The organism is Vulcanococcus sp. Clear-D1 (assembly GCF_014654725.1).
Taxonomy (GTDB): domain Bacteria; phylum Cyanobacteriota; class Cyanobacteriia; order PCC-6307; family Cyanobiaceae; genus Vulcanococcus.
Genome location: NZ_JACVZV010000036.1, coordinates 102,186 through 119,610, shown reverse-complemented (window position 1 = coordinate 119,610; position 17,425 = coordinate 102,186). Strand labels below are relative to the sequence as shown.

18 protein-coding genes are annotated in these 17,425 nt (G+C 66.7%); 10 read left to right on the top strand and 8 right to left on the bottom strand.

The features are described 5' to 3' along the window. The first annotated feature begins 6 nt into the window (after window positions 1-6). A complete protein-coding gene (locus tag H9532_RS13615) occupies window positions 7-528 on the top strand; it encodes a hypothetical protein (protein WP_296369443.1) in 522 nt (173 codons plus the stop codon). Between the two features lie 107 nt (window positions 529-635). Here H9532_RS13615 and queA read toward each other — a convergent pair whose 3' ends face one another. The 5 genes from queA to lipB form a co-directional block, all read right to left on the bottom strand. Continuing rightward, entirely contained in the window at window positions 636-1,754 is a 1,119-nt protein-coding gene (gene queA, locus H9532_RS13610; RefSeq protein ID WP_296369442.1) for a tRNA preQ1(34) S-adenosylmethionine ribosyltransferase-isomerase QueA, read from the bottom strand. 33 nt (window positions 1,755-1,787) lie between these two features. Continuing rightward, window positions 1,788-3,119, bottom strand: coding sequence for a dihydrolipoamide acetyltransferase family protein (locus H9532_RS13605; RefSeq protein WP_296369440.1), 1,332 nt, complete (start codon window positions 3,117-3,119; stop codon window positions 1,788-1,790). A gap of 73 nt (window positions 3,120-3,192) precedes the next feature. Continuing rightward, window positions 3,193-3,636, bottom strand: coding sequence for a YlqD family protein (locus tag H9532_RS13600; RefSeq protein WP_296369438.1), 444 nt, complete (start codon window positions 3,634-3,636; stop codon window positions 3,193-3,195). Between the two features lie 107 nt (window positions 3,637-3,743). Next, window positions 3,744-5,678 (bottom strand): AMP-binding protein, encoded by a 1,935-nt coding sequence (locus H9532_RS13595; RefSeq protein ID WP_296369436.1) that lies wholly within the window; start codon window positions 5,676-5,678, stop codon window positions 3,744-3,746. 25 nt (window positions 5,679-5,703) lie between these two features. Next, window positions 5,704-6,384, bottom strand: a complete 681-nt coding sequence (gene lipB, locus H9532_RS13590; protein WP_296369581.1) for a lipoyl(octanoyl) transferase LipB — start codon at window positions 6,382-6,384, stop codon at window positions 5,704-5,706. Between the two features lie 50 nt (window positions 6,385-6,434). On the opposite strand from lipB, the gene raiA reads away from it, so the two are divergent. Genes raiA through H9532_RS13565 form a run of 5 tightly spaced genes read left to right on the top strand, consistent with a single transcriptional unit; the run spans window position 6,435 to window position 11,175 of the window. Further along, window positions 6,435-7,022, top strand: a complete 588-nt coding sequence (gene raiA / locus H9532_RS13585) for a ribosome-associated translation inhibitor RaiA (protein ID WP_296369433.1) — start codon at window positions 6,435-6,437, stop codon at window positions 7,020-7,022. 51 nt (window positions 7,023-7,073) lie between these two features. Beyond that, window positions 7,074-7,769 carry a deoxyribose-phosphate aldolase gene (gene deoC / locus H9532_RS13580; protein WP_296369431.1) on the top strand — a complete coding sequence of 232 codons (696 nt, stop codon included), beginning with the start codon at window positions 7,074-7,076 and terminating at the stop codon, window positions 7,767-7,769. Next, window positions 7,766-8,581 carry a DNA repair protein RecO gene (recO, locus tag H9532_RS13575; protein WP_296369429.1) on the top strand — a complete coding sequence of 272 codons (816 nt, stop codon included), beginning with the start codon at window positions 7,766-7,768 and terminating at the stop codon, window positions 8,579-8,581. Before deoC ends, recO begins: the two co-directional genes overlap by 4 nt. Window positions 8,582-8,615: 34 nt before the next feature. Beyond that, window positions 8,616-9,953, top strand: a complete 1,338-nt coding sequence (locus H9532_RS13570; RefSeq protein ID WP_296369427.1) for an MFS transporter — start codon at window positions 8,616-8,618, stop codon at window positions 9,951-9,953. Window positions 9,954-9,981: 28 nt separating this feature from the next. After that, complete coding sequence (locus H9532_RS13565) at window positions 9,982-11,175, top strand: glycosyltransferase family 4 protein (RefSeq protein WP_296369424.1); 1,194 nt, start codon at window positions 9,982-9,984, stop codon at window positions 11,173-11,175. Here H9532_RS13565 and pyrF read toward each other — a convergent pair. From pyrF to H9532_RS13550, 3 genes are all read right to left on the bottom strand, one after another. Next, a complete protein-coding gene (pyrF, locus tag H9532_RS13560) occupies window positions 11,172-11,891 on the bottom strand; it encodes an orotidine-5'-phosphate decarboxylase (protein WP_296369422.1) in 720 nt (239 codons plus the stop codon). The genes H9532_RS13565 and pyrF overlap by 4 nt on opposite strands. Before the next feature lie 143 nt (window positions 11,892-12,034). Next, window positions 12,035-13,306 carry a tyrosine--tRNA ligase gene (tyrS, locus tag H9532_RS13555; RefSeq protein WP_296369420.1) on the bottom strand — a complete coding sequence of 424 codons (1,272 nt, stop codon included), beginning with the start codon at window positions 13,304-13,306 and terminating at the stop codon, window positions 12,035-12,037. A 67-nt stretch (window positions 13,307-13,373) separates the two neighbouring features. Beyond that, window positions 13,374-13,697 carry a DUF1825 family protein gene (locus tag H9532_RS13550; protein ID WP_296369419.1) on the bottom strand — a complete coding sequence of 108 codons (324 nt, stop codon included), beginning with the start codon at window positions 13,695-13,697 and terminating at the stop codon, window positions 13,374-13,376. Between the two features lie 150 nt (window positions 13,698-13,847). Here H9532_RS13550 and H9532_RS13545 point away from each other — a divergent pair, with 150 nt between their 5' ends. From H9532_RS13545 to H9532_RS13530, 4 genes are read left to right on the top strand one after another with little or no spacing between them, the layout of a single operon-like run. Beyond that, window positions 13,848-14,558, top strand: coding sequence for a response regulator transcription factor (locus H9532_RS13545; RefSeq protein ID WP_296369417.1), 711 nt, complete (start codon window positions 13,848-13,850; stop codon window positions 14,556-14,558). A gap of 33 nt (window positions 14,559-14,591) precedes the next feature. Then, entirely contained in the window at window positions 14,592-15,275 is a 684-nt protein-coding gene (locus tag H9532_RS13540) for a hypothetical protein (protein WP_296369415.1), read from the top strand. Window positions 15,276-15,279: 4 nt separating this feature from the next. Further along, window positions 15,280-15,900 (top strand): GIY-YIG nuclease family protein, encoded by a 621-nt coding sequence (locus H9532_RS13535; RefSeq protein ID WP_296369411.1) that lies wholly within the window; start codon window positions 15,280-15,282, stop codon window positions 15,898-15,900. 34 nt (window positions 15,901-15,934) lie between these two features. Further along, window positions 15,935-17,425 (top strand): leucyl aminopeptidase, encoded by a 1,491-nt coding sequence (locus H9532_RS13530; RefSeq protein ID WP_296369410.1) that lies wholly within the window; start codon window positions 15,935-15,937, stop codon window positions 17,423-17,425.

Genomic DNA, 17,425 nt, shown 5'->3' with positions numbered 1-17,425 from the left:
ATTGTCATGCGTCTCCTGTCCCGCGCTGGTGCCATCTCGGCAGCCATCGCCACTTCTGTTGCGGCTCCTGCCCTGCTCGCCAACAGCGCCGAGGCGATTGACCTCAAGAACTTCATCCCCCAATCGGTATTCGTCAAGCAGGCGAACCCCACCTCCGTCGCCATCCTGTCGATCCAGGGCACAACCAACACTCCTGAGGGCGTGCTGTGTGATGTGACCTACACCTCCCAGGCTCTGTATCCCAACGTCACTACCTCCAAGGCACGTTGTGGCAGCAGCCGCTCCCAGCTGTTCCTGGGTAGCAGCGACGCCGAGGTGGATTACGACGCCTCCATGGTGAACCTGCTTCAGCTTTACGGCGTGAGCACCAAGACCACCACCAACACCAACGGTGCCACCTTCCTGTGCGCCAAGCCCACCGGTGTGCGCCCCAGCGAGTTCAGCTACACGCTGCAAACCACCAACGTGCCGATGACCGGCATGCTGCTCACCACCAGCAACCCCAAGCTCTGCTGGGGCCAAAGCTGAGCCTTCCCAGCGGCGTGATGCCACGCCACAACTGAGCTGAGCCGCCAACGGAATCGTTGGCGGCTTTTTTTATGGCGTTGATTCCAAGCGGGGCGCGCCTCTGCCCACTACACCCCCAGCTGAGGCTGCGCCTGCTGGAGCACAGCCTCCGGTGCGATCCACATCGCATCGCCGTAGGAGAAGAAGCGATAACCCTCTGCTTTGGCCTGTTCGTAGAGATCCAGCAACCGCGTGCGCCCGATCAGAGCGCTCACCAACAACAGCAAAGAACTCTTGGGCAAATGGAAGTTCGTGAGAAGCCCCTGCACCACCGCGAAGCGATAGCCCGGTTGAATCACCAAATTCACCGGTCCGGCATGGGGCTGGAGGGTTCCACCATGCAGCTGAGCCACCGCCTCCAGGCTGCGCACACTGGTGGTTCCCACAGCGATCACACGGCCCCCGCGAGCCCGGCAGGCCGCCACGGCCTCCACCAAGGCGGGTGACACCTCCACCCACTCGCTGTGCAGTTCCAGCTGATTGAGGTCTTCCGTTTCCACGGGGCGGAAGGTCCCCAGACCCACATGCAGCGTGACCTCGGCCATCTCCACACCGCGTGCCCGGATGGCGGCAATCAGCTCATCACTGAGGTGTAGGCCCGCCGTTGGTGCCGCCACGGCTCCGGGCCGTGAGGCGTAGCGGGTCTGATAGCGGGTGTCGTCGTCGTCGTTTTGCTGCTGGATGTAAGGAGGCAACGGCATGGAGCCGTAGCGGGCTAGCAGCGCTTCGATCGCTTCAGGACTGGTGCACTCCTCAGGGAAACGCACCACACGCCCCCCCGTCTCCTCATCGATGGCCACGATCTCAAGGCCGATGGCGGGCTGCCCAGCATGTTCCAGCTGCAGCACCTCGCCGGGTTTGAGCCGTTTGGCTGGACGAGCCAGGCAAAGCCAGTCACTCGCCCCGGCCGGCTCCAGCACCAGCAGCTCCACGCTGCCGCCACTGGGCCGTCGAGCCTGCAGCCGCGCCTTGAGCACCCGGGTGTTGTTCACCACGAGGAGATCACCAGGCTTCAGCTCATCCTGTAGATCCCAGGCCGTGCGGTGCCGGCAACCACTGGGTTGCCCGGCGTCCACCACCAACAACCGAGCGGCATGGCGAGGCTCCACCGGACTCTGGGCGATGAACGTCTCCGGCAGATCGAAGACATAGCTCGATAACCGTTGATCAGCCGGATCGATCGCCATCAATCGAGGACTTGAGCGCGGGCGGTGTCTAGGTCAGATCGCCAGGCTTTCGGGGTTGGTTTCGATCAGCTGGGCCAGATCCTTGAGGAAGGCTGCCGCGTGGGCGCCATAGATCACGCGGTGATCACAGGTGAGGTTCACCTGCATCTGGTTGGCCACGCGCATCGAGCCATCCTTGCCCGCCACAACGGTGGGGCGGGAGGCGGCGACAGCCAGGATGGCGCCGGTGCCAGGGGGCAGGATCGCGTCGAAGCGGTCAACACCGAACATCCCCAGGTTGGAGAGGGTGAAGGTGCCGGTGCTGTATTCCTCGGGCTGCAGCTGCTTGCTGCGGGCGCGGCTCACCAGATCAGCCCAGTTGCGCGCCAGCGAATAGATATCGGTCTTGTCGGCGTTGGCGAGTACAGGGGTAATCAGACCGCCGTCTTCCATGGCCACAGCCACAGCCACATTCACACCAGCGGGAAAGCTCATGGCGCCGCCATCTGCGCTGGTGGCGGCATTCACCTGGGGGTGACGGGCGAGCACCACACCCACGGCTTTGGCCAACAGGGCCGTCATGGTCACGCCCTTGCTCTTCACCTGCTTGTAAAAGGCGTCGAGCTTGGTGGTGGTGATCGTGTAGCCCACCCTGAAGCAGGGCACCTCCAGGCTGGCGATCATGTTGCGGTTGACCGCGTTCTGCAGCGTGTTGAAGCTCACGCTCTCGCCGGGGCGTCCAAACGCGTCACCGGCGGGTGCGGGAGCCGGCGCAGCGGCGCCATTGCCTGAGGCGGCAGCCGCAGGGGCTGACCCCTCCGCCACGCGGGGCACGGCCACGGTGAGACCGAGGGCACGTTCCACGTCTTCCGCCTGAATGCGGCCGTGGGGACCGCTGCCGCGCAGGGTTTCGAGCGCCACACCGTGCTGGCTGGCGAGCTTCTTGGCGCGGGGGCTGGCCACCACGCGGCCGCTGGCCACGGGAGCAGGGGGGGCAGCGACAACGGGTGCTGGAGCTGCGGCCACCGGCGCGGGAGCAGGTGCAGGAGCGGGCGCGGCAGCAGGGGCAGGAGCCGCGGCCGGAGCGGGAACCGCCGCCGCACCACCAGTGGGGGCCTTGGCCTGAACCTCAGCGATCTCCGCCTGGGTTTCCACGATCAAACCGATGGTTTCACCCACCGGCGCCGTGCCACCAGCCGGCATAAGAACGGCGGCGAGGTAGCCCTCGTTGAACGATTCCACGTCCATGTCGGCCTTGTCGGACTCGACCACGAGCACCGACTCACCGCGCTCCACCTTGTCGCCCGGCTTCTTGAGCCACTCCACGATCTTGCCCTCCGTCATGGTGGAGGACAGGGCGGGCATAAAGATTTCGTGGGTGGCCAACGGAGGTCTGCCGCGCAATTGGGGCGGATTTTACGTGGCTCGCTTCCCCGCCCGGTGCTGACTCAGCAGGCGATTAGAGGGTTCCCTCGATCGCCTCGATCACCCCATCGCGCACCACCACGGCCACAGACAACTTCTCAACGAGGTTGTCGCCCACGCGCACATCGCAGAAGCTCTCCAGCTGGCCCTGATCCACGATCTGCTCCATCTCCAGATCACGCACCTGACGCTGCTGCTCGATCAGCTGGCGCTTCTGCTCCTCAAGCTCGGCGCGCTTGGCCGCCACCTGCTCCTGCACCGACGCCACCTGCTCCTGCACGCGGGGATCGAGGGGATTGATGCTCTGGCTACGGATCGCATCCACCAGCTGCTGGCCTTCCTGCTCCAACTGAGCGAGCTGGGCATCGCTGCCGGCGATGGCGTTGCTGATCTCGCGCTCGGCGTCTTCCTTCCAGCGGGGGGTGACCACGGCACGCACGGTGATCGAACGCTTGATCGAAAGGCTGCCGTCGGCCATGGACTTGGAAATGCAGCGCTCAGGTTGTCAGCCAGCTGCGGCGGCGGCAACGCAGCGGCAGGGCGGGTTTCCGGCCGGAACCGCCCCACACCCCCATCCACGCCACCTCAGCGGCCGTAGATCGCCTCGATCGCGGCGGCGTCGCGCTCGGCGATGCGATCACGCTTCTGCTTGAGGGTCTGGGTGAGCAGGCCGTTATCAAGGCTGAAGGGCTCCACCAAGGCCACCCCAGCCAGCCGCTCATCGGGGCGGGCACCAGGGCGGGCCTGCAGGCGGCGGTTGAGGCGGCTGGTGAACGCTTTAAGCAGCGCCGGGTCTGCAGCAGCGCCGGGCTGCGGTGAAGGGAGCCCCTCCTCCCGGGCCCAGCCGGCCAGTGCCTCCAGCTTCGGCACCACAAGGGCGCCGAGAGCCTTGCGGTCTTGCCCCACCAACATCACCTGCTCCACCAGGGTGCAGGCCACCAGGCACTCCTCGAGCGGGCCGGGTTCGATGTTCTCGCCGCTGCTGAGCACGATCGTGTCTTTGGCGCGGCCGGTGAGCACCAGGGTTCCATCCGCCAGCAGCTGACCCAGATCACCGGTGTCGAACCAACCCTCCTGGTCGAGCACCTTGGCGGTGGCCTCGGGTTTGCCTAAATAGCCCTGCATCACCTGGGGCCCCTGGGCCAGCACCCGCCCCCGCTGGCCGATCTGGAGCAGCGCCCCGCTTTCAGGATCCACGATCCGGATCGCCGTGTCCGGCAGCGGCTGTCCGGAGCTGCCGCGGCGGTTGTTCCAGCGGCGGCGGCAGGTGAGCACCGGGCTGGTTTCGGTGAGGCCGTAGCCCACCAGCAGCTCAATCCCCACCGCCTCAAAGAAGCCATCCACGTGGATCGCCAGGGCGCCCCCGCCGCTGATGGCGGTGCGCAGGCGGCCGCCAATCAGCTGCTGGCGCACCTTGGGCCAAAGCACGCGGCTAGCCAGGCCATGCAGGGGCCAGCTGAGCAGTGCCCCGCCAGCCGCCAGCAGGCGACGGCCTGCAGGCTCAGGCGCCAAGGTGCGGTCCGCCGCCACCCGCCGCGACAGGCAGTGGTAGCGACTCAGGCCGAGGGCCGAGCGCAGCAGCTTCTGGCGGGCGGAGGGCATCGCCGCCAAGGCATCTTCAAAGCCGCTCAGCAGCGCCTCCCACAAGCGCGGAACGCTGATCAGATAGTGGGGCCGCACCCGCTGCAGATCGGGGCGGAGTTGCTTGAGGTTGGTGTAGGTCTGCGCGCAGCCGCAGGCCAGCAGGAAGTATTCGGCGCTGCGCTCGTAGGCATGCCAGATCGGCAACACGCTGAGCACGCGATCCCCAGGCTGCGGCGCCACCGCCACCCCGAGATGGCGCAGCTGATGCAACAGGTTGGCGTGACTGAGGGGCACGCCCTTGGGTTGGCCGGTGGTGCCGGAGGTGTAAAGCACCGTGGCCAGACGCTGCTCACCGCCCTCGGGCCAGGCCGGGGCTGGCGCCTTGGCGCCCTGGGCCATCAGCTCCTCCCAGGTGAAACAGGGCAGCACCGGCACCACCGAGCCGCGATCGCCCTGGAGCAGCACCACAAAGCGCAGCTGCCCCAGCAATTCACTGCTGAGCTTGAGCCGGGTGAGCAGCTCCGCCGATTCGAGCACCAGCGCCACAGCGCCCGAATCAGCGGCGATGTAGCGCAACTCCTCCACCGGCGCCCCGCTGCCGCGCACCGCATCGGCGGCCCCCAACCGCATCAGCCCCTGATCGGCCACCAGCCAGCGGGGGCTGTTTTCCGAAAACAGCGCCACCACATCACCGGGTTTCACGCCCAGAGCGGCAAAGCCGGCGGCAGCTTGCCCAATGCGGGCATTGAGATCGCTGAAGCTCAGCTGCTCGGGTGGCTTGGCATGGGGCGCATCCAGGGCCGTGGCGTCGCCATGGCGTTCCGCCAGCCGCGGCCAGAGCTGCTCCAGGCCCGTGAGATCGCCCCAGTCGGGCCGTTGAGCCAGGGCCTGCTGATCGCGGCGGCTGCCGCTCCAGCGGATCTCAGCGGTGGACATCAGGAGCACGTGAGTGGCCCCGGTCTTACCACCCCTGAAGGGCTTCTTGGGGGGTGGGGGGCCGCAGCGTCAAACCAAAGCGGCGGCTGAAGCACTGAAGCAGCAGCGGCCGCAACACCGCGGCGGAGAGCTCGGGCCGCCAGTCCAGCAGGCGCCCAACGGGCCGATCAGCAATCCCACAGGGCACCACCTGGGCAAAACCGGCCAGATCCGCCTCCACATTCAGGGCCAGGCCGTGCTGGCTGATCCAGCGCCGAGCACCCACACCAATCGCCGCCACCTTCTGCCCCTCCAGCCACACGCCGGTGAGCCCCTCCACCCGTTCACCCTGCAGCCCCAGCTCCATCAGCAGATCGATCACCACCCCCTCCAGCTCGCGGAGATAGAGGTGAAGATCAGCGCCGTGGCGCTGCAGGTTGAGCACCGGATAGAGCACCAGCTGGCCGGGGCAGTGGTGGGTCACCTCCCCGCCACGATCAATCCGAAAGAGCGGGGCCGGAGGATCAGCCGGATCGAACCCCAGAAAAGCCGGATCCGCCCCGCGGCCCAGGGTGTAACAGGGTTCGTGCTCCAGGAGCAGCAAGGAATCCGGACCACCTGGATCCGCCAGCAACCGCTGCTGCAGCTGCTGCTGCCAGCTCCAGGCCAGCGGGAAAGCAATCAGCCCCGCCGGCTCGAAACAGATTGCATCGGCTGTGGTGGAAATCACGCACCGTTCCTAGCGTTCAACTGAGCCCATCGCCCGGGAGGCAAGGGATGAAGCTGTTGATCCACGGCCGCAATCTGGAGGTCACTCCAGCCATCCGCGACTACACCGAAGACAAGCTCAAGCGAGCCATCGGTCATTTCGATGGGATGGTGAAAGAAGCGGACGTGCATCTCTCGGTGGCCCGTAATCCGCGCGTGCCCCAGCAAACCGCCGAGGTGACCGTGTTTGCCAACGGCACGGTGATCCGCGCCCAGGAACGCAGCGAAAACCTTTACGCCAGCATCGATCTGGTGGCCGGCAAGCTCACCCGCCAGCTGCGCCGCTACAAGGACCGCCACGACGATCACCACCACAGCCCAGGTCATCACGCCACCACCACGCCCAGCCTGGCGGAGCTGCCCGGCCAGGACGCCGTGAGCGAATCGCTGCTGGAGGGCAAAGAAGCCACCCTGCCCAGCCCCGGCGTGCGCCGCAAATATTTCGCGATGCCGCCGATGAGCATCGACGATGCGCTGCATCAGCTGGAACTGATCGACCACGACTTTTATCTGTTCCGCGACGCAGCCAGCGGCGAGCTGCAAGTGGTGTATCGCCGTAACCACGGCGGCTTCGGGGTCATCCAGGCCAAGGGCTGACCCTCCCTCCAAACTGGGGTCCAACTCCAAGGGCCCCAGCCCCCAGCCCGCTTGCGCGACCTCCCCGATCTCGCTCCGCTGATCGATCACGCCCTCCTGGATCCCCACCAGGGCGCGGAAGCCGTGCTGCGCTGCTGCGATGAAGCGCGCCATTTCGGCTTTGCCGGCGTCTGCCTGGCTTCACGCTGGCTGCCGGCAGCGCGGGAACGGCTGGGCCCCAGTGGCGGCCGCGGACCGAAGCTGGTGAGTGTGGTGGGGTTCCCCTTCGGCGCGATCCCGGCGGAGATCAAGCGAGCCGAGGCGGAATGGGCAGCAGCCAGCGGCGCTGAGGAGCTGGATGTCGTGCCCGATTTCGGCGCCCTCGCCGATGGCGACAGCCGCGCCTTCTGCAACGACCTGGCTCCCATCGTGGAGCTGGGCCTGCCCGTGAAGGTGATCCTCGAGGTGGGGCGCCTCGAGCGCGCAGCGCTGGAGCTGGCCGTGGAGGCCAGCATCGATGTGGGCGCCACCATGCTCAAAACCGGGAGCGGTTTCGGCCTGGGTACCACCGTGGAGCACGTCACGCAACTGCGCCAACTGGCCCGCGGCCGCGCGGCCGTGAAGGCTGCGGGCGGGATCACCAGCCTCGAGCAAGCCATCGCCCTGGTGGAAGCCGGTGCGAGCCGCCTGGGCACAAGCCGAGGGGTAGCCCTGATGCAGGCTCTGCGGCAGGGCGGCAGCGCGCCAACAGCTGACAGCAGCCGGTGAGCAGCGACCAGCGGTTGGAGGGGCTGGTGCTGCGCAGCACACCCCTCGGGGAAAGCGATCGCCTGATCACGGTGCTCAGCGCCGGGCAAGGCCTGATCCGGCTGGCGGCACCAGGCGCCCGCAAACCGAAGAGCTCCATGGCCGCCGCGGTGCCCCTGGCTCTGCTCAACCTGCAGGTGGGCGGGCGCGGGGATCTCAAGCGCGTGCTGCAGTTGAGCGTGCAACGCAACTTCGCCGCCCTGGCCGAACGCCTGGAAACGCTGGCGGCAGCCCAAGGGCTGGCGGAGCAGACCCTGTTGCTGGTACCCAGCGGTGATGGGGTGGATGGGGTGCTCGAAGATCTGCTGCTGCAACTGGCGCGGCTCGAGCTGGTGGTGAAGGAGCGCCAGCAGAGCGTTGAAGCACTGGCCATCGCCGTGCAGGGTGTGGTGCATCTGCTGGCGCTGGGGGGTTACGCCCTGCCGCTGACCTGCTGCGCCCGCACTGGGGCCGCGCTGGATCCACCGCTGGGGAACTGGGAGTGGCGCTGCAGCCTGCTGCCCGGCGAGGGCTTTGTGATCGGCGGTGTAGCTGGCGCCCAGCTGGTGCTCAACGCGTCCGAGCTGGCCCTGCTGCAGCGGCTGCTGCGGCCGGCCCTGCCCCGCCGGCGCGATGGTGAGCTGATGGGGCCCCTGCCGGTATGGCTGCGGCTGCTGCAGCTGGTGGAGCTCTGGAGCCGCGAACACCTCGGCCGCAACCCGCGCTCCTGGAAGCTGCTGCGCCAGTGCTTTGCCGATGGAAGCTCCGGCGGGGGCGATGGGGCATCATCGTGAGCCAATCCACCCTCCCCCAGAGCCGATTCAGCCCGTGAGCGAAGCGCCACGATCGACCGGCCTGCAGGGGGTTCTGGCGCTGCCTGAATTCCGCAAGCTCTGGCTCGGCCAGATCTTCAGCCAGCTGGCCGACAAGTTTTACATCGTGTTGATGGTGTTCCTGATCGCCCAGTACTGGGTGACAGAAACCTTGCCTGCCGACGGAGCGATCGCCGAAGCCGCCGGCGCCTTCCGCTTCAGCATCGAGAGCCGCGCCCAGCTGATCACCCTTCTGGCCACAGGGATTTACGTGGCCAACACGATCCCAGCCATGCTGCTGGGTCTGGTGGCGGGTGTCTGGGCCGACCGCTGGCGCAAACGTGAGGTAATGGTGGCCAGCAACGCCATCCGCGCCGGCCTGGCGCTGCTGGCGCCGCTCAGCCTGATCCCGGGGCCCGAATGGCTGGGGCTGAGCTGGGGCTACTGGGCCCTGTTGGTGATCACCTTCCTCGAATCGGTACTCACCCAGTTCTTCGCACCGGCCGAACAGGCAGCCATCCCGATGCTGGTGCCCACCCGCCAGCTGCTGGCGGCTAATTCGCTTTACCAAGCCACGAGCATGGGCGCCACGATCGTGGGCTTCGCCCTGGGAGATCCGATCCTGAGGCTGCTCAAGTACAGCCTTGGGGCCATCGGCATCGCCAACGGGGAATTCGCCCTGTTGCCGCTCTGCTACGGCCTGGCCGCTCTCTCGATTGCCTGGATCCGGGTGGAGGAAACACCCCGCCAAGAACGCGAGCAAACCGTATGGCAGGAGATGCGCGACGGACTCCAGGTGCTGCGGGAACGACCCAGCGTGCGCAGCGCACTGCTGCAACTGGTGCTCCTCTACAGCCTGCTGGCAGCGCTGTATGTGCTCGCCATCAGCCTGGCCTCAGCGATTCGGCAATTGGGGCCCACCCAGTTCGGCACGTTGCTAGCGATGAGTGGCATCGGCCTGGCGGTGGGCGCAGTAGCCGTGGCACAGGTGGGCCATCGCTTCAACCGGCGCCGGCTCGCCTCAACCGGCCTGGGCACGATCGCCTGGAGCCTGGTGTTGCTGGGCCAGCTCCGGGGCAACCTCAGCGCCACCCTCACCTTGTGCGCCGTTCTCGGTGTGGGCTCAGCACTCCTGGCCATTCCAGCCCAAACCACCATCCAGGAGGACACCCCAGAAGCCATGCGCGGCAAGGTGTTTGGCCTGCAGAACAACCTGATCAACATCGCCCTGAGCCTTCCGCTGGTGCTTGCTGGTGCCGTTGTGAGCCGCTACGGGCTGCTGCCTGTCCTGTGGGCGCTGGCGGGCTTGGCACTAGTGGCAGCTTTGCTGGAGCGACCCTGGGAGCGCTGCTAGCTTCGGTATCTGGTGACACTGCCCGCGCGTGGCCCACATCGCCTGGCTGGGCAAGAAATCACCGTTCTGCGGCAACGTCACTTACGGGCTCAGCACCACGGCAGCCCTGAAGCAACGCGGCCACGAGATCAGCTTTATTCACTTCGATACCCCGGCAGCGGGTCTTGGCAAAAGCCCTGAGGAAGCGGTCGCCGACCTGACCACCGGCGCAGGCGACAACCCGGAAGTGACGCTGCCCTACCTGGTGAAATCCCAGGTGTACACCATCCCCTCGCCCGGAGCCCAGCGGGAGCTGCGCGAATCCCTGGAGCGGCTGCAGCCGGATCTGGTGCACGCCAGCCTCACCCTCTCCCCTCTGGATTTCCGCCTGCCGGATCTGTGCCAGCAGCTGGGGCTCCCCCTGGTGGCCACCTTCCATCCCCCTTTTGATGCGGGGCTGCGCAATCTCAGCTCCGGCACCCAACAGCTCACCTATCAGCTCTACGCCCCGTCGCTGGCCCGCTACGACCGGGTAGTGGTGTTCTCCGATCTGCAAGCGGATGTGCTGATGCGCCTAGGGGTACCGGCCAACCGCCTCGCGGTGATCCCCAACGGCGTGGATCCCGAGCAGTGGGCCCCCAGCGCGACGGCGGCATCCTCGGACCTGCTCGAGTTGCGCCAGCGCTTTGCAGGCCAGCGGGTCTTCCTCTACATGGGCCGCATCGCCACCGAGAAAAACGTGGAAGCGCTGCTGCGGGCCTGGCGGCTGGTGCAACCGGAGGGCTGCACTTTGGTGATCGTGGGCGATGGGCCCGTGCGGCAGTCGCTGATGCAGAGCTATGGCCTTGAGAGCAGCGTGCACTGGTGGGGCCACGAACCGGATCAGGCCAAGCGCGTTGCTCTGTTGCAGCTGGCGGAGGTCTTCCTGCTGCCATCGCTGGTGGAGGGGCTGAGCTTGGCGCTGCTCGAAGCGATGGCCAGCGGCACCGCCTGTGTGGCCACCGATGCGGGCGCCGATGGCGAGGTGCTCGAGGGCGGCGCAGGAATCGTGATCAGCACCCAGGGCGTCACCACCCAGCTGCGCACCTTGCTCCCTGTGTTGCGCGATCAACCGGTGCTCACAGCCGAGCTGGGCCGCCGCGCCCGCCAGCGGGCCCTTGAGCGCTACACCCTCGCCCGCAACATCGATCAACTTGAGCGGCTCTACGCCGAGCTTGTGCCCGAAGGCAGTCTGGCGGCCTAACCGGACAGTTCGGCGCAGCAGGCTGCAAACGCCGCGGCCGGATCAGCTGCCGCCGTGATCGGTCGGCCAATCACCAGCTGGCTGGAACCCGCGGCGATGGCCTCAGCCGGGGTCATCACCCGCTGCTGATCGCCTAGGGCTGAACCCGCCGGCCGTATCCCCGGAGTCACAAGAGCGAAAGGCTCAGGGTGAGCCGACCTCAGAGACGCCACTTCGAGCGGCGAGCACACACAGCCGCCGATTCCAGACGACGCGGCCAGATCAGCCAACCTGGGCACGTAGGACGTCACCGGCTCCTCGATCGCCAGCTCAGCAGCAAAGCGGGCCGGCTCCCAGCTGGTGAGCACCGTGACTGCCAACAGCGTGGGTAGCGGGAGGCCCGCGGCGGTCGCCGAATCCATGGCGGCAGCCTGAGCCACGCGCAGGGCCTCGCTGCCGGCGCAGGCATGCACAGTGATCAGCTCCGCACCCAGCCGCGCGGCGCTGCGGCAGGCACCCGCCATGGTGGCGGGAATGTCGTGGAATTTGAGATCCAGAAACACCCGCTTGCCCTGATCGCGCAGCTGACGGACCACATCCGGGCCGCCGGCCACGAACAGCTCAAGGCCCACCTTCACCCAGCGCAGCTCAGGCACCAACGCCGCAAAGCCCAGGGCCCGCTCCGGAGCCATGCCATCAAGGGCCACGATGATCCGATCGGCGGCAGACCTGTTCACGCGGAAGCGGGCAAGCGCAAGTCATCTAAGGCTACGAAGCCTGGTGACCGCCTCCCGACAGCCCGCGGCGGCGATGTAGTGATCGTGCTTGTGTCGACTGACAAGCAGCTGGCTACGGAAAATGTGCAGGTGCTGCGCAGCTTTTAACCAGCCACCAACCGCCGGAAGGTTTTCTTACCGAGCTGCAGCACCTTGCCGGCCAATTGATCGGGCCCTGCAAATTCCTGATTGGGATCCCTGAGCTTCTCGCCATCGAGCTTCACGCCGCCGCCTTGGATCTGGCGGCGCGCTTCGCTACTGCTGGCACAGATGCCCACCGCACTGAGCAGATAAAAGGCCTTAGCCGGAAAGTTCACCTCCGCCAGCGAGGCTTCTGGCACCTCCGCATCCGCGGCGCCGCTGCCACTTGCACCGCCCACCAACTTGCCGGCATCAGCCTGGGCCTGTTGGGCCGCCACTTCTCCGTGGCGTTGGCGGGTGATCTCCAGGGCCATTGCCTTCTGCCGCTCGCGGGGGTTGGCCGGCAGGGCCTCCAGATCCAGATCGGTGAGCAAGGTGAGGTACTCGTCCACCACCGCATCGGGCACCTTCTCGAGCTTGGAATACATCGAGAGCGGGTCTTCGCTGAGGCCCACGGTGTTGCCCAGGCTCTTGCTCATCTTCTGAACGCCGTCGAGGCCCGGCAGGATCGGCAGCAACATCCCGAACTGGGTGCGCTGGCCGAAGTGCCGTTGCAGATCGCGGCCCATGGCCACGTTGAACTTCTGATCGGTGCCGCCCAGCTCGAGATCCGCCTGAATGGCCACCGAGTCGTAGCCCTGCAGCAAGGGATAGAGGAATTCATGCAGGGAGATGGGCGTGCCGGAGCCGTAGCGGTTGGCGAAGTCCTCCTTGGCCAGCATCTGGCCCACGGTGGAGATGCCCAGCAGCTCGATCACCTTCGGCAAATCCAGGCCCGCCAACCATTCACTATTGCGGCGCACTTCCAGCCGGCCGGGTGTTTCGAAATCGAGCAGCGCCCTGGCTGGATCCTGACCCTGGCCAAGCTGGGCCAGATAGGTGGCGGCATTCGCTTCCACCTGCTCGGCGCTGAGCTGCACCCGCGTGGCACTCTTGCCGGTGGGATCGCCGATGCGAGCGGTGAAGTCGCCGATGATCAGCACCGCCGTATGGCCTGCGTCCTGAAAGGCCCGGAGCTTGCGGAACAGGATCGAGTGGCCCAGGTGAATGTGGGAGCCGGTGGGATCGATGCCGAGCTTGATCCGCAGCGGCCGGCCATCGCGCTCCGCTTCAGCGAGGCGAGCGGCGAGCTGCTGATCAGGATCCATCGCCGCACCCTCAGCCGTGCCTGCCGGGAACAGATCAGCCACGCCGCGCTCGATCCACTGCGGCAAACCCCACGCACCCTTGGCCATCGCTGCCGCTGCTGTTCAGGGGCGGATCGTAAGCAGCGAGGCTTCAGGCGGGATTTCAGGCAGGATTTCAAGCCTCCTTGTCGAGTTCGCTCTTCATCCGCTCGAGCGTGCGCTGCATCTGCTCAAACATCTGCTCAGGCGTCATGCCGAACTGGCCGAGCTGGGTGCGCAACTGCTCCACGGTGAGCTTGGCCTGGAAGTCCTCCGAGAGCTCGAAGCGCTTCATGAACACCCGATAACGGTCCATCAGCTCTTCCATCCGCTCGATGAACAGCTTTTTGCCCTCGCGATCGAACTTTCCGTATTCGCCCCCCAGCTGCATCAGCTGCTGGTAATCGCCGAATAGGCGCTTGGCTTCCTCCTGCACGATCTCGGAGTCGAAGAAAGCCATGGCGTCCGGGCCCAAGCGCGTTGGGGGATTCTGCTGAGCGCCACCGGGGCTGACGAGTGCGGATCCACGTATATGGGGCTGGGGTTCAGCCCTTAGCTGACGCTGCCACTGAGGCGACACACAGTGAACGTGTGCCCCAGGCCAATTCCCGTGGACTTCACCCCGCTGATCGAGCAGATGCGCGGCCATGTGACCAGTGGCAACACGCTGCTGGAGCGCCATCGCTTGGTGGTGTGCTTTGGGAGCCCGATGACCTTGACCCTATTCCTCAGTGCCCTTGGCCCAGCCCAACAGCTAGCTGGCGCCACGACCTCTGAATCAGATGCACTGGATCGACTGCGGTCCACCAAGGCCGATCTCTTGCTCTGTACAGACCGCCTCGAGCAAGGCAACGGTGGATCGCTGGTGGAGGCAGCCAAGCAACTTCAGCCAGCCCCCTCCACCCTGCTTGTTGTGACCCAACCCCGACGGCTCATCACGATCCGCCGTGCGGTGGATGCCGGCTGCGATGGCATCTGCCTGGAATCTCAAATCGGGCAAGGCACGGTGGCGCAGGCTCTCGAAACCATCAGCGCCGGAGCGGCTTACATCGAAAAAGGGTTGCAACAGCAGTACCTCCAAGGCTTCTGCGGCATCGGAGATGCACCGCTAGCCCCACTCACTGAACGCGAGCTGGAGGTGCTGCAGAGGATCACCGCCAATGCAACCAACCCAGAGATTGCAGCCGACCTCTTCCTCAGCATGGAAACGGTGAAGAGCCATGTGGCGCAGGTCTTACACAAACTCGATGCCCGCAGCCGTCTTCAGGCCGCCATCAAAGGCATCCGCCTCGGTTTGGTGGAGTGGCCGGAAGATCGTTAAGGTCGGGCAACACTCGCTTTCGCCGCCGCCGCCATGGCCCGTGGCCACTGGTTGGATCCGCTTGCACGCAGCCTTCTGGAGGCCACGGGGCAGCTGCCGCGTCGCCCCCAACCAGCCAAGCCAGCCGAGGCGATGGCTGTCGAGGCAACAGCTGCAGACGAGGTTGTGGAGCGCGACTTGCTTGAGCTGAAGCTCCGCCAGGATCCGCAGCGCCGCTTGCAAGACCCCAGCGAGGTGCGACATGCAGCGGCATTGGGCTGGCGCCTGGATGTGAACCGTGCCAGCGCCGACGACTGGCTGCGCCTGCCCGGCATTACACCGGCCCAGGTGGATTTGCTGCTGCGGCTGCAGCGCGGCGGTGTGCAACTGAGCGGGCTCGACGATCTGGAGCGGTTGCTGGAGCTGCCGCGCAGCCAGGCAACAGCCTGGGAGCCGCTGCTGCTGTTCCGCTGGTACGGCGATGGCGCGCCGCTGCAGGCGAGCCCCCGACCGGTGGACCTCAACCATGCCCCAGGCGCAGCACTGGAGCGCGAGCTGCCGCAACTCGATGCGGTGCGGCGGGGCCGCTTGCTGCGCGAGCGCCAGCGTGCCCCGTTTCTGGATCTGGCGGATCTCCAGCAGCGCCTGCAATTGCCGCCCGCCCTGGTGGAGGAGCTGATCGGGAAGGTGCGCTTTGGCCAGGGTCCGGCTGGACCGCAGCTGCCCCGTTCTGCCTGAGCGGATGGTGAAGGGTCCCACCCACCGTCAGGGCGATCTGTTTGCCCAACCGCTTGGCGGCAGCAGCGCCACCCCAGAGGATTTGCCCCTGCAGGACCATCAGCTGCGCCAGTGGCAGGAGCGGTTGCTGGCCTTCCAGCAACCACGCTTTGCTGCCGTGGCTGAAGGCCGCAGCCTCGCCGCCGGCCAGATCAACCTGCTCGATGACGCCGTGGTCGGCCCATCCGAGACGGTGCAGCGGCTGGATCCCCTCGCGCTGGCGCCCCAGAGCCTGCAGTTCTGGCGCTGGCCTGAAGCCAGCAACACCGGCGCCGCCCTCTACTTCGTGCTCGATCGGCCGCCCCACCTCCCAGGCAGCCTGCTGCTCTACGTGGGGGAAACGGCCCAGGCCGATCGACGCTGGAAGGGCGAGCACGACTGCAAGAGCTACCTGGCCGCCTACTGCGACGCCCTCCAGCAGGTGGGGCTAGGCAGCCAGTTGAGCATTCGCTTCTGGAGCGATGCGCCAGTGGCGGTGCGCCCGAGGCGAGCGCTTGAGCAGGCCCTGATCCGCCACTGGCTGCCACCCTTCAACAAGGAAACCCGCGGCCGCTGGGCCACACCCTTCACCGCCGAGCTGGGCTGATCGCCCTACCATCGCCGCCATCTGAACCGCCGAGATGGTCGCCGACATCCGTTGCAGCACCGCCACCCTTGCCAGCTGGAGCGGTGAAGCGCTGGCGGTGGGTCTGTTCAGCGGCGAAGCGGGAGAGGCCAGCCGCAGCCAACTGCTGGAGCGCTTCGGCACTGCCGTGGCGGATCGGCTCGAACAACGCCGCTTCAAGGGCAAACCGGGTGAATGCCTGAGCATCGATCTGCTCGGCCAAACGCCGAGCCTGCTGGTGCTGGTGGGCCTCGGTGCTCCCGCCGACTTCGGCCCAGAACAACTGCGCAGCGCTGCCGCGGCCGCCAGCAAGAGCGCGGCCCATGCCGGTGCCAGCCAATTCGCGCTGGCCATGCCGGTGGAAGGCCTGGCCCCGGAGGCCGCCGCTACGGCCATGGCTGAAGCGGTGCGCCTGAGCCTCTACAGCGATCAACGCTTCAAGAGCGAAACAGATCCGCAGCCCAGCTTGAGCCAGGTGGAACTGCTGGGTCTGGACAACAGCGCCCAGGCCGCCGTGGAGAGCAGCCGCGCCGTTTGCAGCGGTGTGGAACTGGCCCGCGAGCTGGTGGCGGCCCCGCCCAATGTGGTGACCCCAGCCGCCCTGGCCGACACCGCAGCCGACATCGCCCGCGAGTTCGGCCTGGAGCTCAAGGTGCTCGAGCGCAGCGACTGCGAAGCGCTCGGCATGGGCTCCTACCTGGCGGTCGCCCAGGGCTCAGACCTCCCCCCAAAATTCATCCATCTCACCTACCGGCCCCAGGGCGGAGCGGATCGCCGCCTGGTGCTGGTGGGCAAGGGCCTCACCTTCGATTCCGGCGGCTACAACCTCAAAACCGCCGGCTCCCAGATCGACATGATGAAGTACGACATGGGCGGCAGCGCGGCGGTGCTGGGGGCCATGCGTGCCATCGCCGAACTGAAGCCCGCCGGCGTGGAGGTGCACATGATCGTGGCCGCCTGCGAAAACATGATCAGTGGCGGTGCGATTCACCCCGGCGCGATCGTGACCGCCTCCAACGGCAAAACGATCGAGATCAACAACACCGATGCCGAAGGGCGCCTCACCCTGGCGGATGCACTGGTGTACGCCTGCAAGTTGGAACCCGATGCCGTGGTGGATCTGGCCACCCTCACCGGCGCCTGCGTGATTGCGCTTGGGGAGGAGATCGCTGGCTTGTGGTCGCCCTGCGATCCCCTGGCCCAGGGCCTGATTGAGGCGGGAGCCCAGGGCGGCGAAACCCTCTGGCGCATGCCCCTGCGCGCCTCCTACCGCGCAGGCCTCAAGAGCGGCCTGGCCGACATGAAAAACACCGGCCCCAGGCCCGGTGGATCGATCACCGCCGCGCTGTTCCTGCAGGACTTCGTGGCTCCCGAAGTAGCCTGGGCTCACCTCGACATCGCCGGCACGGTGTGGAGCGATAAGGGCCGCGGCCTGGATCCAGCGGGCGCCACCGGCTATGGCGTGCGCACCTTGGTGAACTGGGTGCAGGCCGGGGGCCCCGCCTAG

Excerpts from the sequence above, each read along its gene's own strand:
- H9532_RS13535 (WP_296369411.1), top strand. The coding sequence starts at position 15,280 with ATGGTGAAGGGTCCCACCCACCGTCAGGGCGATCTGTTTGCCCAACCG.
- H9532_RS13595 (WP_296369436.1), bottom strand. The coding sequence starts at position 5,678 with ATGTCCACCGCTGAGATCCGCTGGAGCGGCAGCCGCCGCGATCAGCAG.
- H9532_RS13600 (WP_296369438.1), bottom strand. The coding sequence starts at position 3,636 with ATGGCCGACGGCAGCCTTTCGATCAAGCGTTCGATCACCGTGCGTGCC.
- raiA (WP_296369433.1), top strand. The coding sequence starts at position 6,435 with ATGAAGCTGTTGATCCACGGCCGCAATCTGGAGGTCACTCCAGCCATC.
- H9532_RS13615 (WP_296369443.1), top strand. The coding sequence starts at position 7 with ATGCGTCTCCTGTCCCGCGCTGGTGCCATCTCGGCAGCCATCGCCACT.
- queA (WP_296369442.1), bottom strand. The coding sequence starts at position 1,754 with ATGGCGATCGATCCGGCTGATCAACGGTTATCGAGCTATGTCTTCGAT.
- H9532_RS13540 (WP_296369415.1), top strand. The coding sequence starts at position 14,592 with ATGGCCCGTGGCCACTGGTTGGATCCGCTTGCACGCAGCCTTCTGGAG.
- tyrS (WP_296369420.1), bottom strand. The coding sequence starts at position 13,306 with ATGGCCAAGGGTGCGTGGGGTTTGCCGCAGTGGATCGAGCGCGGCGTG.
- H9532_RS13530 (WP_296369410.1), top strand. The coding sequence starts at position 15,935 with ATGGTCGCCGACATCCGTTGCAGCACCGCCACCCTTGCCAGCTGGAGC.
- H9532_RS13550 (WP_296369419.1), bottom strand. The coding sequence starts at position 13,697 with ATGGCTTTCTTCGACTCCGAGATCGTGCAGGAGGAAGCCAAGCGCCTA.